Origin of the sequence: Paenibacillus rigui (assembly GCF_002234615.1) — a bacterium.
GTDB lineage: Bacteria > Bacillota > Bacilli > Paenibacillales > NBRC-103111 > Paenibacillus_S > Paenibacillus_S rigui.
In genome coordinates, this window is sequence record NZ_NMQW01000034.1 from 1 (window position 1) to 15,332 (window position 15,332).

The following is a 15,332-nucleotide window of genomic DNA, read 5'->3' on the forward strand; positions in this document are numbered from 1 at the left end:
GTGCAACCTTCTCTCAGTGTATGGTAGGGGTACTAAACACTTCGAGATTTGGGGAGGTACTCCTTTTTTCATGTCTTAAAAACTCAAGCTGCTCAAGGCATTCAATTTATGAAATTGATTCATCTAAGATTGATAAGAAATAAGTTAGTCCATAGATATGACCATTGGGATGATGAAATAGCCATTGGTGAATCTATTTACAAAGGAGTCCAACAATTGAGTGATGAATTGTTAGAGTATTTAGTAAATAGTATTACTGGTTTAATCAAGAAGCTAGATGAAGGTTATAAATAATGGGGCTTTACATGTAAGCTTCGTAAACTGCTCTTAATAATACACGTTTCGGACCTTTCGATCCTCATTAAGGAAAGAAGAAAGACCGCCAGATTTTGAATTTAGAGAATTTCAACTGAAATTGCTATATCAAAAAAACGAGTAGGAGGCACTATGGAAGAAAGGTTAACTGAAATATTTGAAAAAGCAAATGAAAAATTCATTAATGATGATCTAGAACTATTGCTTTCAAACGTCTCTGAAAGGACGCTGTGTGGAGCACTAATGTTACATCTCAATATTTTGGTACAAAATTCTGAGTTTGCCGATTATAAAGTTGATGTGGAATACAATCGAAACAAAAATGGAAAAGTTAAAACATCTTTAAAAACAATTCGCGGACCTCAGGACATTGTTGTAAAGATAAATTGTGATCTTATTGTTCACAGTAGAGGTAATAATATCTATCAGGATAATCTAATTGCGATTGAAATGAAAAAATCTAATAGGAAACAAGAGCAGAAAGAAAGTGACCGATATAGATTGATTGCTCTAACGAAAGAAAGCTACGACGATATCTGGTCGTTTGATGGTAAAACTTTTCCAGAGCATGTTTGTAGATATGCATTAGGAATTTACTATGAAGTCAATTATAAAGCTCAGCTCATCAATATTGAATACTACAATAAGGGTTATAAATTTGCCGAAAAAGAAATCAGTTTTAAATCGGGAGGACACACCTGCACCAATTTTTCACAAGATCAACTTTGGGCACAGACTTAAACTCAGCATACAACAAGAATCTCAAACATTTTGAAAGTTAAAATCTATACTCCAATACAAGATATGAAACAAGCCTGTAGCTATGTAAATTTTACTGCTACAGGCTTATATTATGAGTTGAAAGTTAATATAGCATATAAAATTGTATAAAAATACAGCTCATTGCATATATTCATTATTCTCAATATTTCTGACGAATAATTCTCACTTAGTACGTAAAAATTCTCATGTTTTATGCAAAATCACAAGAGGCCCCTCCCTGGGCCTCCCCTCCCCTCTTTAACTGCACCTGCTGTAGCCGCAGCTGCTGCAATTTCTGCAGCCCTCGCTGTTAATCAGCGAGGCCGAGCCGCAAGACGGGCACAGGTCCAGCGACGTCGCCGCATGCCGGTTCACGGCATACTGCGATGCTAGCGGCTCCGCGACGATTTCCTGCGTCGCCGTCACGTAGGCGTCCGCATCGTCGTGGAACTCGCCGTGCATCTCCAGCGCCTTGGCGACCGCGTCGGCAATCGATTCGACGCGGTTTGCACCGAAACCGATGGCGCCCGAGCCGCCAATGCCTTTCAGGTGCTTGGTCAGCAGCTGTACTTTGTTGCCATGGTCGCCGTAGCGCAGGAACAGAGAGCACACCCGTCCGAGTGCCTCGGACATGGCAAATACGTCCGATCCCGCCTTGCCTACATTCAGGAACACCTCGCTTGGCGAGCCGTTCATATCGTTGATCGTAATATACGCCATGCCGAACGGCGTATTGAATTTATAGGTGGCCCCGCGCAAAATTTGCGGCCGGCGTTTGTACTGCTTATCGACCTCAGCTCCCGAGATAGCAGAGGTTAAGGAACTGACCAAGCCTCCGCCGGAAGTCAGGCTTGTTGCAGAGGACGGTGCCGCAGCTGAAGTGTAGCTGCCATCCGCTGCTTGAGCCGCTTCCCTTGTATCGGCATTCAGCACCTCGGCCTGAGCCGGAACCGGCTCACTTCTCTTTGCTTCTTCCGCAGCGCCTTTACTGTCCTCCTTCTTCTCGGTAGACAGCACCTGCACATCCCGGCTGCCGTCGCGGTAGATCGTCACGCCTTTGCAGCCCAGGTCGAAGGCAAGCTCATACAAACGCTTCGTCTCCTCAACAGTAAAATCGGCCGGGCAGTTCGCCGTCTTCGAGATTGAGCTGTCCACCCATTTCTGTATCGCCGCTTGGGCCCGAATATGATCCTCCGCCGATAAATCCATCGCCGTTACAAAATAGTCCGGCAGCTCCTGATCCGGATGCGCATCCTTCCATTCCTGAGCAATCGGAACATACTGCTTGTCGAAGCCGAGACGGCTTTGACGATAATATTCAAAAGCAAAGTACGGTTCAATACCCGTGGACGTGCCCACCATCGTTCCGGTACTGCCCGTCGGCGCCTGGGTGATCACCGTTACGTTGCGCATCCCTTTTTTCTGAATGGCCGCCCCTACCTCCGGATAGACGCTCGTCATCGTCTTCATGAAGCCGCTTTGCAGGAACGGCTCTGCCGCGAACTGCTGAAAGCTGCCTTTTTCCTCCGCAATATCTGCAGAAGCCAGATAGGCCTCTTTTGCCATAAAGCCGTACAATTGATCCAGGAACAGCAGCGATTCCGGGCTGCCGTAACGGATTTCAAGCTTAATCATCAGCTCCGCCAAGCCCATCGTCCCCAGACCTACACGGCGCTCGTTCTGCTGGTTCATCCGGTTTTCTTCGAAGTGGTACGGCGTTTTGTCAATGACGTTATCCAGGAACCGGGTAGAGTAGCGCACGACCTTGCCAAGCTCATGCCATGCTACATCCTGCTTCTCTGCATCATAGAACTGGGACAGGTTGATCGCGGATAAATTGCAGACGCCCCAAGCCGGCAGCCCCTGCTCACCGCACGGATTCGTACAAATGATGGGATTGAAATACCAGCTGTTGGACATCTGATTATAGTACTCCATAAATACAACGCCAGGCTCCGCTGATTTCCATGCGGATTCGATAATCGTATGCCATACCTCGCGGGCTTTCACTGTTCGCTGAACGACGACTTTTTTACCAAGCTGCTTCCATTTGTCGAGATTGCCGTCCCACAGCTCATCGTACTCGGGATCGTTCGTATCCGGGAACACTAGCTCCCAATCCAGATCCTCTTTCACCGCTTGCATAAATCCGTTGCTCACGCAGACCGATAAATTCGCGTTCGTAATCTGCCCCATCGTCTGCTTCACCGTAATAAAATCAACCACATCCGGATGCCAGTCGTTCATCATCAGCATGAGCGCACCGCGTCGGCTGCCCCCCTGTTCGATAAGACCCGTCGCGTAGCTGAACAAGCCGCCCCAGGATACCGCGCCGCTGGAGGATCCGTTCACGCCTTTAACAATAGCGCGTCTCGGCCGAAGCGAAGACAGGTTAATACCAACACCGCCGCCCCGAGCCATAATCTCCGTCATTTCCGTCAGGGTGCTCATAATCCCGCCACGGCTGTCCTTGGGCGACGGAATCACGTAGCAGTTAAACAGCGTCAGCTCATCGCTCGCATCCGCACCGGCTGCAATCCGTCCGCCCGGAACCAGCTTCCAGTCCTGCAAAATATATTTAAATTTATGTGTCCATTCTTCTCTCTTCTCAGGGGTTGCTTCTACCGAAGCCATGGCCTTCGCCAATCGTTCCCACAGCTGCTCCGGGGTTTTCTCTACGGTTAATGTCAGCTTCTCGACATGCGATTCAACCACATCACCACTCCGAAGCTGCACCTGGACAATATCGCCTGTACGTGCGATCACTTCCCCGACCTCCTTGGCGGGAAATTTCGGATCGTCCTTAGTCAATACCAGTACCGTATCTCCGACTTTCGTAAGACGGGTATCTGCATTTTTTAGCGCATATCGATCGAGAAAAATTTTCTCACTGAGTCCATTCAACTTACTCCCATGCACGGTCTTCAATACGACAACCTCCCGCAATGTAAAATCCACCAAACACAATATATAGTGTGCAAAACTCATTATACATTACAATATATTGTGTTTCTAATAGGCGAGTAGCGAATTTTGGTAATTAGGACAAGGAACGAACCCGATTGCTTCCATTTGCTCGAATAAGCTCTCTTTTTTGTATAGCGCTTCATAAAATATTTCGACAGGATCGGACTCTTTTTCCCACCGAACCGTACCGGAATTGAAACCTAAGGCCTATAGTCAAATCAGGATGAAGTCTTCCTTGCGAAGCAGCTTGCATCATTGATTTGGTATACCATATACTAGATGAGGCAAGACTTAATCTTTTATCTGGAAAGGGACATTATCCTATGAAGAATGAACAGCTTTTTCACCAATTGGAGCTTGTACGTGAGAGAACCATACAACTGCTTGACCTTGTTACCGAGGATACTGCGGACCTGATGCCTTCAGGGTATAACAATACGCTGCGCTGGCATCTGGGTCACATTGCTACCATCCAGGAAAATATGTGCTTGAAGCTTGCGGGAGAACCGTTCGGACTTCCGGAAACGTTCCCTGTGCTTTTTGCAAATGGTACGAAGCCTGCCGACTGGCAAACCGAGCCTCCCTCACTCGAAACGTTGAAATCCATATTGACAGAGCAGCCTTTAAGAATCAAACAAAAGCTGTACAACCGGACGGAGGACTTGTTGGCGGCTCCTTTCAAAGGCATTGACACCGTGGGCGGGATGATGGGCTTCAGCTTGTATCACGAAGGTGTGCATACCGGTTTCATGATGAGTCTGCGTAAAACGATTGCCTCCCTTTGACATGCGCGTCTGACCTTTGATAACCTAGTTCTGAATACGCGATTCGATTATATGGAGAGGCTTGGGTGACATCTGTACGGTTTCCCAGGAGCGGACTCCCAGAGGAGGCTTCAGCATGTATTTGTTTCAGAATCAATTTATGCCGAAGGAGCAAGTGCCCATTTCACCCGAGGACCGCGGGTATTATTTCGGCGACGGGATCTACGAAGTATTCCGCGTATATAACGGGGTCATCTTCGAACCGGACGGGCATTACCGCAGATTGGAGAAAAGCGCGAAGGATACCCGGATTGCACTGCCCAGCTCAATTTCGGAATTGAACGGAAATTTGGAAGAGCTTATTCGGCTCAACGAGCTGACGGAAGGCATCGTGTATATGCAAATTACCCGGGGAGCCGCGCCTCGGTCACACCCTTTTCCCAAACAGGCGGAGCCTGTCCTTATGGCGTACTGCTCACCTATGGCAAGACCGCTGTCAACGATCGAACACGGGATTCGTGCTATTACTATGGACGATATCCGTTGGCTGCGCTGCGACCTGAAGACACTGAATTTGCTTCCCAATGTGATGGCGAAGCAGCACGCTTTGGATCAGGGTGCGGATGAAGTCATTCTTCATCGCAGCGGTACTGTGACCGAATGCAGCGCGTCCAATTTCATGATCGTCAAAGAAGGTGTCTTACATACCCACCCGGCGAACCACCTGATTTTACATGGGATTACAAGGGATGTCGTGCTTAAGCTGGCCCGGGAGCTATCGATTCCGGTTCAGGAGCAGCCCTTTACAGTGGAGAATGTACAGCAAGCCGATGAAGCCTTTCTGACAAGCACGACGCAGGAAGTAACGCCAATTATTCAAGTTGACGGGCAGACTATTGGAACCGGGGCCCCGGGAGCTATCACTGTTAAACTGCAGCAGGCGTTCGCCCAGCTCATTCCTGCAGCTTCTCCGTCTCTTTAAATTGAAACTTTTTGCTTTCTTATCTACCAAAAAAAAACCTCCGGAGGTTACAGAAGCCATTGAAAAACGGGCGGAGTGGACGGAATCGTTCTGTAGAAGCGTAAGTGGTCGCCTTTACCCCGGATTTTGACCGCTATAAGCGGGTTGAAATTAAAAAAATCCGGGGGACAACAGCGATCCGAAGAATGATCCGTCCATGCAGCCGTAACTTTTTCAGTGGCCTCGGGCAGCAAAGGCTACCTCCGAAGGTTCCAACTTTCATTCGCATATTTCTCATCTATTAATTGCTGTACCAGCGACTGTTCGTAATCCGTCAGCTCGCCTTCCACCAGCTCCACATCCAAGCCTTCCGCCATCCCGATACGAAAAGCCTGCTCCGCTTCGTCCATTTGTACGGTATCTCTTTGCAGCTGCCGGCACAGATCGTTGATGGCCACAGCCTTGTGAACGAACTGCTGCTTCAATCTCGCCTGGATACGCTCATTTTTAAACTTCAATACGCGGAACAGCTGATCCGTATCCATATCCAGCAGGATCGATCCGTGCTGCAGCACCACTTGCTTTTGCCGCGTCTGGGCACTTCCTGCAATTTTTCGTCCCTCCACGACCAGCTCGTACCATGATGGGGAATCGAAGCAGGCTGCGGAGCCCATCGACGCGTACTTCGTTTTGTCCTCTTCGCTTGCAAGCTGCACCATCTGCGCATCGAGTCCCAGGTTGCGAAAGCCGGCCAGCAGCCCTTCGCTCAGCACCCGGTATGCTTCCGTTACGCCTCTCGGAATGCCCGGATAGCTCTCAGCAACGATGATGCTGTACGTCAGTTCTTTATCGTGGAGCACCGCGCGCCCACCGGTCGGCCGACGCACGAATCCAAGCCCTTCTGCCTTAAGCTGTTCAAAATCAATCTCTTCCATCGCCTTCTGAAAATACCCGATCGATAATGTTGCGGGATCCCAACCATAAAACCGTACGGTCGGAGGAACTTTTCCCTCGCTATGAGCGATGAGAATCGCTTCATCTGCTGCCATATTGTATGCAGGGTCTTGAGGCCCTGATGAAATAAAACGCCACTGTTCTTTCATACTTCTATCTACCTGCCTCTCACTTCTTCGCGGCGATCCACTTCCCGGCCGTCAGCTCTGGAATTTGAAACTCCCGGGTCGGCTTCTCTGCCACATCCGGCGCTACGAATGCCAACATCCCGTCCTCTCCAAGGACATGAAACCCGCCATCTACGGCAACCGCATCCACCGGACGGTGCTGCCATGCCAGATGCATCTGCTTACGGGACTTCAAATCAAGCAATGCCAGGGGCTTTTCCATATCCACAACCTTATTGGACGTGTCGAACCGCAATACAAGCATTTTACCGTTCAAAGCCGTCATAGTAAAGAAAAAGGGCCTCGTATTGGAAACAAAATTGCTCGTCAGCTCATAAGGCACCTGCTGCGGATTGAAGCGATAAATTTTATTGGACCATTCGCTTTTTACCCGCTGAGTTGTTCCTATATAAATATCTCCGCTCGTATCCAGCGCTACCTGGTCCAAAGGATACCGGCGCGCTTCCTGGATCATTTTGCCCCATTCGCCTGTCAGCAGATCCGCCTTGTACAGGTTTGAGCTCGTATCCGTATTATTGGAAGTGACGAAATAGACGTCCTTGCCTTGGCCCATCACATCCTCAACTCCCCCCGGCACCAGCCACTCCTTCACCCACTTATGCTCCTTCAGCTGATAAATGCCGACCTTCGTCATTTCGCTGCCCTTTTGCACCGTTTTCTCCGCAGCAGTCAGAAACATCAAATCGCCGGAAACGTAGCTGCACTTGGGCGACATCTGAGGCGTTGCATATTGCAGGAAGCTGCCGGACTGCTTGTCCCGTACATAAAATCCACGGAACGCCTTCGGATCGTTACTATTAAATACGGTAATGACCGTATGTTCGGCTGTATAGTTGATGCCGCTGATCGGCTCGGTCGTTTGCAGAATCGGCTTGCCGCTCTCCGTCTTGCTGTTCACACTGAACACCTGAAACTCATCCGCTGCAAGCAAATCGCCGGTTTCGTCGATCGCTTTGGTCACTTCCTCATCGACAGGAGTAATACGAGGCGGCTCTGTCCGTTGAAACCAGAACAGCATACCGATACTTATACAAACGGCGGCTATGAGCGCCACGCCCCATTTATTCAAACCCCATCCGTCCCTTCCCTCATGCTAATACTCATCATAATGGATTCGTTAAGGTTATGAAAGAGTTTCTTTTCGTCCATACTAAAAATTACAATTACTTATTTATAGCCACACCAAATGCCAGCTTTCCTTCCCGAAGGAAGGCACCAAAGGAGCGGCATCGCATGCAACCAACAGAGAAAAAAGAACACGTGCGCCCCTTCAACGAAGATGTCCAGCTGCATTTTGACCGGGAATGGTTCGAAAACCTGCATCAGCGAGCACAGCGAGGCGGTCCATGGGACGACTGGACGTTGTATCAGCTGGCTTACGAAGCCGAACGGGCCAGTCTGATTTCAGACTTTGACGAGCTGCAATCGCTCTTGCATATCCAACAGCTGACACCCATGCCTCATCAGATTGAAACTGCCAAGAAGGTTTTGACCGAGATGCGGGGAAGGGCCATTCTTGCCGATGAAGTCGGGCTTGGCAAAACGATAGAAGCCGGGTTGATCCTGAAAGAATATTTGATTCGCGGGCTCATCAAAAAAGTGCTGATCCTCGTGCCGGCCTCCCTCGTCCTTCAATGGGTCCGGGAGCTGAATTCGAAATTCGGGATTCCTGCCGTTGCCCAGAAAAAAGAATACATGTGGGCGCAGTGCGACATCATCGTCGCCTCGATGGATACCGCCAAACGCGATCCGCATCGCGACATTGTGCTGGGTATGGAATACGATATGCTGATTGTCGATGAGGCCCACAAGCTGAAAAATAAAAAAACGACAAACTATCAGTTCATCAACGATCTCCGCAAAAAATATTGCCTGCTGCTAACCGCTACGCCGGTGCAAAATGACCTGAAGGAGCTTTACAACCTCATTACTCTTCTCAAGCCGGGCCAGCTCGGAGGTCAAGGAAGCTTTCAAGCCAATTTCGTTGTGGATAAACGTATCCCCAAAAACGAGGAGCAGCTTCAGCAGGAGCTGTCCAAGGTCATGATCCGCAATCGGCGCAGCAATGGCAACGTCAATTTCACCAAGCGGGTGGTGCGCAATATTCCGCTTACCCTGTCCCCCGAGGAGCAGGCGCTGTACGACGGCGTCACGGACTTCGTCAAAGGGCGCTACGAGGAATCGGGCGGCGATATCAGCAGCGCTCTGTCACTGGTCACCCTCCAGCGGGAAGTATGCAGCAGCCGGGATGCGGTGTTCATTACTCTGGTCAATATGTTTAAGAAAACGCCCGAGGACTCGCCGATGCGTCCACGGATTTGGCAGCTCGTAGAGCTGATCCGAAGCATCAAAGCGAATACGAAGGCCGAGAAGGTCATGGAAATCGTACGGGATATTAATGAGAAGGTGATCATATTCACCGAATACCGCGCTTCTCAGGAATACCTGATGCAATACCTGAAGGACAACAAAATATCCGCTGTCCCCTACCGTGGCGGCATGAATCGGGGCAAGAAGGATTGGATGATGGATTTGTTCCGCAACCGGGCGCAGGTCCTGGTGGCAACCGAAGCCGGAGGCGAAGGGATTAATCTACAATTTTGCCACCATATGATCAATTTCGATTTGCCGTGGAACCCGATGCGCGTGGAACAACGGATCGGACGCGTCCACCGGCTGGGCCAGCAGGACGATGTGAAAATATACAATTTGTCCACCAAGGGAACAATTGAGGAATACATTTTGTCGCTGCTTCACGAGAAGATTAATATGTTCGAGCTCGTGATCGGGGAGCTGGACACGATCCTGGAACGGTTCGAAAAGTCCAATTCGCTTGAGACGCATCTTGCCAAAATGATTCTCTCTTCCCGCAGTGAAGACGAGATCCGCAAGCAAATGGACGATCTGGGGCGCTCCTTCTCCACGATTCGCTCTGAGGTCGAACGCAGTCCGCAGCAGAATCCTGCGATTGCGGGCAATATTTTAAATTCGCTGGGACAGACCATTCCGAATGAAGCGGAGGCGGCGCCGTGAAGCCTGCACAAATTCAAGATTTTGTGATGCGTTATTTAGAAGCGGAGCAGTGCGACATCCTGGAGAAGCACCCGGACTATGTCACCGTCAAGCTCTCCCCCTCCGCCGACAAGGAGCTGACCTTCCGCCCTTACTACTGGAGCTTCGTCGAACGGACCGGCGTCCCCCCCGAGACGATGACCTGCACATTCATCTTCAATCCGGAGTCGTATAAAGCCTCCCAGTCCTCGGCCACCCCGCAGGCAGTTGAGCGTCCGGATTCGTCCGGGATGGCCGCTCCGACAGCACCTGCGGGTTCAGGAACCGCCCCCCTCACCGGGGCCGCAGCGGTCGGCGGTCCTAACGCAGGCGCCACCGGTGGCGTTCAACATGCCCCCGATAGCATCCTGGGTCGTTATTTCGGCTTCGTCCCGACGCAGGTGGTGGCACGCGTACCGAAGGATGAGGTGACATTCGGCAGCCGCCGGCTCGAGCAAATCTTCGACGCCGTGCGCAGCAAGGGGCGCTTCGTGCACTTATTCGAAGAGGTGAGGAGCGAGCCGCGTTCGAAAACCTTTTCCACGCAAGCTTATGAAAGCTGGATGCAGGTCAATTTCAAGGTCGAGCTTGCCTGCGACATGAAGCGCAGTGAAATTCATTCGCTCGGCATCCATCTCGTGACAGGTCAAATCGTTGAGCAGTTTCAAGAAGTGCTCAAGGATCGTGCTTTGACCCCCGTCCTCCCTGCCCACGTTTACATGGTGCCTGATAAATTTACGCTGCCGCGCGCGGTCATTTATCTTGAACAGTATTTGGAACAGAAGCTTCGCAGCTACGATCATACCTGGGCCTCGGAAGCCAGAATTCGGCTGGAGGATGAGATCGCCCGAATCCGCAGCTACTACGAGCCCCTGCTTCAAGCGGCGGAGCCTGAGGCCAAGGCGGATATTGAGAATCAATATCGGAACCGGGAGCAAGAAATCGATTGGCAGTACCGGCCCCGTATCCAAATATCCGTCATCAATTGCGGCCTGTTTCATTTGCTAACGGGGAATCCGGGCATGAACTGACGGGTTCCGCTAAATGATTGCAAAAATAGAAGCAATTATTATTTTTGCGGCCTACAGGTTCTAACAAACTTTTCAAGGCATATTTTATACAATAAGGGCATAGCAAATCGAGCCCCATCTCCCAAACAAGCAGGTGACTGGATGAAAAAATTGGTGTTAAGGCTCTCAACGCTCCTTTTATGGACAAGCCTGCTGACGGCAAGCCCGCTTTCCACAGCAGCGATTCAAGAGCATCCGCCCCAACCGGCTCCCATCGTCAAGCCCGATTCCCCGGAACGGTTGAAGACAATGACTACGCCGACCTTCATGGATGCGGTGAATCAATGGGTGGGACGCATTGCCAAAGAGAAGGGCTATGAGGCCTGGTCCTCCGCCGCTTGGACAAGCTATCCCCTCGGTCCGGGGACGCACGGATGGATCGTGCTGCTGCAGGCCGGTGGCCGTGAAGTCGGTTACCTGGTCATTCACGCGGCGGACCCGAATCAGCCGAACACGTACCAGCTGTCCGAATACGGCAGCGGCAGCAACCCGCTTTTCAGTATGAACACACTGTACCAAAGTCTGGTACAGCTTGAACTTATCGATACTTCTTATGAGGCAGAACGCTGGTACATCGACCCGATGCACGCTCTCTGGATTGTGACAACGGAAGATCATACCTACTTTATTGATGCGTCATCCGGCGAAGTGCTGCCCCTTACCTCCAGGCAGCAGCTGCTTGATGCTGAACAAGCAAGCAGCGCCGATATCATAAGCCCTTCTACGGTGACACCCCGGAATGACATCAGCACCAATCGGCAAATCGACGGCTTCGATCCGTACGATAACATGACATGGCTGCTCCAGCAGCCTCTGCCGTCCATGGCTTTTGCCGGACTGCAGGCATTGCTTGACACGCCGGTTCCTGCCCGGCTCACCTTCATTGCCGAGCTCTACGGGGGGCAAGTGAACATCCCGTTTGCCGTAACCGGTTACCAGCAATGGTCCAATGAGGACGGGTACCTGCAGCTTGAGCACAACGGGCACAGGGCGATCCCCTACCGCTATGCTGCGGCAGCCGGCAAACTGTTCCACCAGCAGGACACGCCGCCCGTTTTCTAGCGAAAACGCGCTGGGCACTTATGCTTCCGACGCCAGTTTTCTGGCGAAAACTCTAAGCTTATGCTTCCGATGCCAGTTTTCTGGCGAAAACTCTAAGCTTATGCTTCCGACGCCAGTTTTCTGGCGAAAACTCTAAGCTTATGCTTCCGATGCCAGTTTTCTGGCGAAAACTCTTAGGTTATTCTCCTCCTCACATATAGAAAAGCTTCCCATCCCTGTGCTATAGGGGAGAAGCTTTTCATTTTTTTTTGCGCAGACCATTCAACCACATACGGATGGCCAGCGGAACCATACCGAACCAGCGGTACTGCCAATGCTCGCGTACCTCGCGTTGGCTTGCTTTTGCCTGCTTGCGGACTTCCTTCGGCGTCTCCATATATTTAATAAACTGCTCGGTCATATATTTGATTAACTCATCACCTTTAGCCAATAGGCCGACACCCCCATTCTTCCATTGTTGCCAATGAGGGAAAGGCTCAAACGTGCAGCAGCACCGGATTCTCAATTGATTCTCAACAAGGAGCAACGACACCTCCTCCGAATGGCTTGTTGCTTGAAATCAGCAGCCCCTCGCGAATGCAAGCGTCCATCTGCAGCAAAAAAAAGCGCCCGGCAACCATTCCTTTCGGAGCGGCTTGCCGGGCGCTGTACGCCATGTTACATTTTCTCAGGTGCTTCGAGGCCGATCAGCGCCAGTCCGTTTTTCAACGTGATCTGGAAGCATTTTACCAATGCAAGTCTTGCTTGACGAATCGCTTGGTCGTCCACCAGAATCGGGCATTCGTGGTAGAAGTAGTTGAAGCTTTGGGCCATATCCACCAGATGGCGGCTGATAATCGAAGGCTCCAGCTTGTGCATGGACTGCTCCACCCGCTCCTTAAACAGGTACAACTGCTTGAGCAGCCCCTGTGTCGGTGCATCCTCCAACTGGCTCAAATCCAATTGCTCCAGCGTCCCCCCGAATTCGATGGAGTCGCTGCCTCCATTCGCTCTGCGGAGTAAGCTGCAGGCACGGGCATGTGCGTATTGGACATAAGGTCCCGTCTCGCCCTCGAAGTTCAACGCATCCTCCCAGGAGAACACGATGTCTTTGATCCGGTTGTTGCTCAAATCATTGAATATAATGGCACCAACGCCGACTTGACGGGCCACCTCATCCTTATTTTCAAGATTCGGATTTTTCTCCGCGATGATGTCGTGAATTTTGGCGATCGATTGCGTCAACAGCTCCTCTAATCGAACAACGTTGCCTTTACGCGTGGACAGCTTGGCCCCTTCCAGGCTGACTTTGCCGAACGGCACATGCTGCAATTGATCCGCCCAAGTATAGCCCATCAGCTCGATGACCTTGAACCATTGCTTAAAGTGCAAGCTTTGTCCTGCATCCGTCACATAGATGCACTTGTCAAAATCATACGTATTCTTCCGGTAGATCGCAGCCGTTACGTCACGGGTATGGTACAGCGTACCTCCGTCCTTCTTGATCATCAGCGCCGGAGGCATGTTGTAGTCGTCCAGGCGGACCAGCAGCGCGCCTTCGTCTTCTTCCAGCAGATTTTTTTGCTTCAGCTCGTCAACGACCGCAGCCATCTTATCGTTATAAAAGCTTTCTCCTGCGTAGGAATCGAAGTGTACGCCGAGCAGATCGTAAATTTTCTGGAACTCCTTCAAACTGATTTCCACGAACCATTTCCACAGACGGGTCGCTTCCTCATCCCCCTGCTCCAGCTTCACGAACCAGGCGCGTGCTTCATCCTCAAGCTCCGGCTTGTTATCGGCTTCATCGTGGAACTGCACATACAATCGCTGCAGCTCATCGATTCCTTCTGCTTCCACGGTTTCCTTGTTGCCCCACAGCTTGTAGGCTACAATCAGTTTACCGAATTGGGTTCCCCAATCGCCAAGATGGTTGACCCCGACAGATTTATAACCAAGGAACTCATATATTTTATAGATTGCGTTTCCGATCATCGTTGTCCGCAAATGGCCAATATGGAACGCTTTGGCAATATTCGGTGAAGAAAAGTCAAGTACGATATTGCGGCCTTGACCGATATTTTGCGAGCCGTACCGTTCTTTGCGCTCCAGCACCTCACCAATGACACTTGCTGCGAAATGCGTCGGATTCAAGTACACGTTAAAATAGCCGGATACCGCTTCCACCCGTTGTATCGCCGGATGTCCGCTCCACTGCTGCTTTAGCTCCTCCGCGATCGCTTGCGGCGCCTTGCGCAGCTGCTTGCTCAGCTTAAAACAAGGCATCGACAAATCGCCCATTTGCGGGTTCGGCGGGTATTCGATCAATTCCGCAATAGCTTCCTCCGTAACCCCCTCCAGCTGGGATGCCAGCTGCGAGGCAAGTATGCTTTTATAATTCATTCTATTTATCCCCTTTCATTTCTACCAATCAGTCCATTTCTGATTCAATCCATCTATATTCTTGAACACCAATAAAGCACCCCGAACGGGGTGCTGCCAGACTTCAATCGAGGTTGCCATCATTTGCATTAAGTAACATTATATCGGTCATCAAAAATGGAGTCAAGGCTGGAATCCCATGGACCGTTTAGGGAAATGAAGCCCGCATCCATGATGCTGTGGCAGATAGAAGAAAACGCTTGGAGGCCAGAGACGGCCAATTGGACATCATCGCAGGCTATTCGAGCGGCGCCCGTTTAAATTATCGATCCACAATGGAACCAGAGATGCATTATTTGTTTACTCAGAGTATTTTCTGCATGATAAGCACGTCCAGCAGACGCCCGAACTTATATCCTACTTCTTTCATGACTCCTACATGAGTGAAGCCGAATTTTTCATGTATATATACGCTGCTGTCATTCCCCTCGGCAATTCTGGATAGAACGGTGTGCAGTCCGGCAAGCCTCCCGGCCTCCAGCACAGCGGCTGTCAAACGTTGTCCGAGCCCTTGCCCGCGATATTCGTTATGGATGTAGAGGGAAAGCTCCGCTGTTCGCTCATAGGCCAGCCTATCCGAATAAGGATTCAATGAAGCCCAGCCGACAACCTGCCCCTCCTGCTCCGCCACAACCACCGGATACATGGCACCATGTGCTTCAAACCATGCCTCCTGCTGAGCCAGGGTACGGGGAACGGTATCGAATGTAGCGACCGTATGAAGAACCGCATCGTTATAGATGTCCACAATGGCACTCAGGTCTTCTCTTTTTGCTTGTCGGATGTTCATGTTCGATCCCTTCCTCACCGGTATGTTACA

At 50.7% G+C, this 15,332-nt stretch carries 12 protein-coding genes; 6 read left to right on the forward strand and 6 right to left on the reverse strand.

The features are described from left to right. Positions 1-447 precede the first annotated feature (447 nt). Positions 448-1,056, forward strand: a complete 609-nt coding sequence (locus tag CF651_RS21750) for a hypothetical protein (protein ID WP_094016986.1) — start codon at positions 448-450, stop codon at positions 1,054-1,056. A 279-nt stretch (positions 1,057-1,335) separates the two neighbouring features. Here the strand turns inward: CF651_RS21750 and CF651_RS21755 are convergent, their stop codons facing one another. Continuing rightward, the gene (locus tag CF651_RS21755; protein ID WP_094016987.1) at positions 1,336-4,005 is read right to left on the reverse strand and encodes an adenosylcobalamin-dependent ribonucleoside-diphosphate reductase; all 2,670 of its coding nucleotides are present in this window, start codon (positions 4,003-4,005) and stop codon (positions 1,336-1,338) included. 362 nt (positions 4,006-4,367) lie between these two features. Here CF651_RS21755 and CF651_RS21760 point away from each other — a divergent pair, with 362 nt between their 5' ends. Then, the gene (locus CF651_RS21760) at positions 4,368-4,829 is read left to right on the forward strand and encodes a DinB family protein (protein WP_094016988.1); all 462 of its coding nucleotides are present in this window, start codon (positions 4,368-4,370) and stop codon (positions 4,827-4,829) included. 115 nt (positions 4,830-4,944) lie between these two features. Beyond that, on the forward strand, positions 4,945-5,790 hold the full coding sequence (gene dat, locus CF651_RS21765) for a D-amino-acid transaminase (protein WP_094016989.1): 846 nt from the start codon (positions 4,945-4,947) through the stop codon (positions 5,788-5,790). Between the two features lie 236 nt (positions 5,791-6,026). Here the strand turns inward: dat and CF651_RS21775 are convergent, their stop codons facing one another. Continuing rightward, the gene (locus CF651_RS21775; protein WP_094016991.1) at positions 6,027-6,872 is read right to left on the reverse strand and encodes a lipoate--protein ligase family protein; all 846 of its coding nucleotides are present in this window, start codon (positions 6,870-6,872) and stop codon (positions 6,027-6,029) included. 19 nt (positions 6,873-6,891) lie between these two features. After that, complete coding sequence (locus CF651_RS21780; protein WP_094016992.1) at positions 6,892-7,980, reverse strand: hypothetical protein; 1,089 nt, start codon at positions 7,978-7,980, stop codon at positions 6,892-6,894. 164 nt (positions 7,981-8,144) lie between these two features. Here CF651_RS21780 and CF651_RS21785 point away from each other — a divergent pair, with 164 nt between their 5' ends. The 3 genes from CF651_RS21785 (at position 8,145) to CF651_RS21795 (ending at position 12,094) form a co-directional block, all read left to right on the forward strand. Then, positions 8,145-9,944 carry a DEAD/DEAH box helicase gene (locus CF651_RS21785; protein ID WP_094016993.1) on the forward strand — a complete coding sequence of 600 codons (1,800 nt, stop codon included), beginning with the start codon at positions 8,145-8,147 and terminating at the stop codon, positions 9,942-9,944. Beyond that, positions 9,941-10,993 carry a YqhG family protein gene (locus tag CF651_RS21790; RefSeq protein ID WP_094016994.1) on the forward strand — a complete coding sequence of 351 codons (1,053 nt, stop codon included), beginning with the start codon at positions 9,941-9,943 and terminating at the stop codon, positions 10,991-10,993. The genes CF651_RS21785 and CF651_RS21790 overlap by 4 nt, the downstream gene beginning before the upstream one ends. Positions 10,994-11,134: 141 nt before the next feature. Next, positions 11,135-12,094 carry a hypothetical protein gene (locus CF651_RS21795; RefSeq protein ID WP_094016995.1) on the forward strand — a complete coding sequence of 320 codons (960 nt, stop codon included), beginning with the start codon at positions 11,135-11,137 and terminating at the stop codon, positions 12,092-12,094. Positions 12,095-12,332: 238 nt separating this feature from the next. Here the strand turns inward: CF651_RS21795 and CF651_RS21800 are convergent, their stop codons facing one another. The 3 genes from CF651_RS21800 to CF651_RS21810 form a co-directional block, all read right to left on the reverse strand. Beyond that, positions 12,333-12,524, reverse strand: a complete 192-nt coding sequence (locus CF651_RS21800; RefSeq protein ID WP_094017103.1) for a YqzE family protein — start codon at positions 12,522-12,524, stop codon at positions 12,333-12,335. A 227-nt stretch (positions 12,525-12,751) separates the two neighbouring features. Then, positions 12,752-14,473 carry an arginine--tRNA ligase gene (gene argS, locus CF651_RS21805; protein ID WP_094016996.1) on the reverse strand — a complete coding sequence of 574 codons (1,722 nt, stop codon included), beginning with the start codon at positions 14,471-14,473 and terminating at the stop codon, positions 12,752-12,754. Between the two features lie 343 nt (positions 14,474-14,816). After that, positions 14,817-15,302 (reverse strand): GNAT family N-acetyltransferase, encoded by a 486-nt coding sequence (locus CF651_RS21810; protein ID WP_094016997.1) that lies wholly within the window; start codon positions 15,300-15,302, stop codon positions 14,817-14,819. Positions 15,303-15,332: the final 30 nt, after the last annotated feature.

Coding starts and splice junctions, on each gene's coding strand:
- CF651_RS21750 (WP_094016986.1), top strand. CDS start 448: ATGGAAGAAAGGTTAACTGAAATATTTGAAAAAGCAAATGAAAAATTC.
- CF651_RS21760 (WP_094016988.1), top strand. CDS start 4,368: ATGAAGAATGAACAGCTTTTTCACCAATTGGAGCTTGTACGTGAGAGA.
- dat (WP_094016989.1), top strand. CDS start 4,945: ATGTATTTGTTTCAGAATCAATTTATGCCGAAGGAGCAAGTGCCCATT.
- CF651_RS21775 (WP_094016991.1), bottom strand. CDS start 6,872: ATGAAAGAACAGTGGCGTTTTATTTCATCAGGGCCTCAAGACCCTGCA.
- CF651_RS21785 (WP_094016993.1), top strand. CDS start 8,145: ATGCAACCAACAGAGAAAAAAGAACACGTGCGCCCCTTCAACGAAGAT.
- CF651_RS21795 (WP_094016995.1), top strand. CDS start 11,135: ATGAAAAAATTGGTGTTAAGGCTCTCAACGCTCCTTTTATGGACAAGC.
- argS (WP_094016996.1), bottom strand. CDS start 14,473: ATGAATTATAAAAGCATACTTGCCTCGCAGCTGGCATCCCAGCTGGAG.
- CF651_RS21810 (WP_094016997.1), bottom strand. CDS start 15,302: ATGAACATCCGACAAGCAAAAAGAGAAGACCTGAGTGCCATTGTGGAC.